At 53.9% G+C, this 2,048-nt stretch carries 2 protein-coding genes and 1 pseudogene; all 3 read right to left on the bottom strand.

Annotated features, from left to right (window positions below):
- A pseudogene (locus JUJ53_RS19620) lies at nucleotides 1–403 on the bottom strand (integrin alpha); the annotation flags it as partial.
- Between the two features lie 71 nt (nucleotides 404–474).
- On the bottom strand, nucleotides 475–729 hold the full coding sequence (locus tag JUJ53_RS19615) for a DUF4915 domain-containing protein (RefSeq protein ID WP_204153732.1): 255 nt from the start codon (nucleotides 727–729) through the stop codon (nucleotides 475–477).
- 48 nt (nucleotides 730–777) lie between these two features.
- Nucleotides 778–2,048 (bottom strand): cadherin domain-containing protein (locus JUJ53_RS19610; RefSeq protein WP_204153731.1); only part of this gene is annotated, 1,271 nt, incomplete at its 5' end.

The following is a 2,048-nucleotide window of genomic DNA, read 5'->3' as shown; positions in this document are numbered from 1 at the left end:
CCACATAGCTAGAGCCGGAATCGAAGCCGTTGGAGTCGGCAAAGGGTGCGCCAATGATCAGGTCATCGACGCCATCGCCATTGATATCCCCGGCACTACTCACCGAACGCCCAGACTGGTCACCTAGATCTACTCCATCGATACGAAAGCCATTGCTGCCATTGAGAGTGGAGAGATCGAGGATGCTATTAAACTCACCACCACTGCCAAACACCACATAGCTAGAGCCAGCGAAGCCGGCGGCTCTGTATGCCCCAATGATCAGGTCATCAAAGCCATCTCCATTGACATCCCCGGCACTACTCACCGAACGCCCGGACTCGTCACCTAAATCTACTCCATCGATACGAAAGCCATTGCTGCCATTGAGGGCAGTCAAGTTCAAAACGGGGGCAAATGCCATCTTTTTTCTATTTCCTATGTATTAATTGGTTTTCACAGTCGTTTCAGTCAGGCACCCTCCAGCGGTGCCCGTTATCCATCACCCATCGAAATCACATGGCGGATTTCATCGGAGCGAATGCCGATGGCCATGGGGCGCTGCACATTAGGGATGGTCACCACGTCATAGAGTTCTGATACGGCTCCTTCAATGCGTAACGTATGCACCAGATCGCCACTGCGCAGGTCTATCACGCCAATCCCACAGCGGGGTTCGGCTCCCTTTTGCGCTAGGGCGGCATCTAATGCCAAGCCTTGAAAACTCTTGTTGTGGCGCGGTACCGCCATCTACGATCGCCCTTGTTAGCCAAAGGCGATCGCTCGAAACGTAGATACTTACACAAAGTCTGCCTGGTTGATGGCGGCGGCATTCGTATCTTCCAAGCGCAATAGATTGGTATTGCCTACCCTAATCAGCACATCATCACGCTGTTGAACAATGGAGAGTTGTCCAAACCGAATGCCTACCAAGTCGATACGGTCTCGATTATTTTGGAAATCGGTGACGCGGTCGAAGCCATCGTTTTGGCGAATGACAATTAGGTCACGTCCTGCTCCAGTCGTAATCACATCATTGCCGGGGCCGCCATCGAGGCGATCGTCGCCGATACCGCCATCAAGGCGATCGCTCCCGTCTTGTCCAAAGAGGCGATCGTTATCTGCTCCACCATTGAGAAGGTCATTGCCTACACCGCCGATGAGGGTGTCGCTCCCGTCTTGTCCAAAGAGGCGATCGCTCCCTGCGCCACCATCGAGCAGGTCATTGCCTGTACCGCCAAGGAGGGTATCGTTACCGTCTTGTCCAAAGAGGCGATCGTTCCCTGCACCACCATTGAGCAGGTCATCGCCCGTACCGCCAAGGAGGGTATCGCTCCCGTCTTGTCCAAAGAGGCGATCGCCACCGCCCAATCCGCGTACCACATCATTCCCGTCCAACGCAAGAATCGTATCGTCACCTGCTGTGCCTTGGAGGATATCGTCAAACGGCGTGGGATCATTGACATCGGTAACGGTAATGTCAATGAGTTGTGCGGTGCTTAACCCACCTGCATCGGTGAGCGTTACCTCGACGGCATAGCCATTGTCATTGCCCACATCCAGGGGATTTTCAAAGTCTGGAGCAGAGAGGAACGACAACTCACCTGTTGCGGCATTAACCGTAAACAATGCTTGGTCGTCCCCGCCACTGAGACTGTAGGTGAGGCCATTCCCCTCGCTACTGCTATCGTCTGTGGCTTGAACATCCACCACCAACGTGCTGTTTTCTGGCACATTCACCACGCTATTGGTCACAATCGTAGGCGCTTCGTTTTCATCTTCATCGGTGACATTGATGTCAAACAGTTGCGCGGTGCTTAACCCTCCCGCATCAGTGAGCGTTACCTCGACGGCGTAGCCATTGTCATTGCCCACATCCAACGGCTGTTCAAAGTCTGGTGCGGAGAGGAAGGATAGTACACCCGTTGCAGCATCAACTGCAAACAACGTTTGGTCTGCCCCACCACTGAGGCTGTAGGACAGGCCATTCTCCTCGCTACTGCTATCGTCTGTGGCTTCGATATCAACTACCAGTGTGGTGTTCTCTGGCGCATTCACCGCGCCATTGG

The organism is Leptolyngbya sp. CCY15150, from assembly GCF_016888135.1.
Taxonomy (GTDB): domain Bacteria; phylum Cyanobacteriota; class Cyanobacteriia; order RECH01; family RECH01; genus RECH01.
Note: the sequence above shows the minus strand (reverse complement) of the source record. Positions and strands in the feature narration are given on the sequence as shown.

Coding starts and splice junctions, on each gene's coding strand:
- JUJ53_RS19615 (WP_204153732.1), bottom strand. CDS start 729: ATGGCGGTACCGCGCCACAACAAGAGTTTTCAAGGCTTGGCATTAGAT.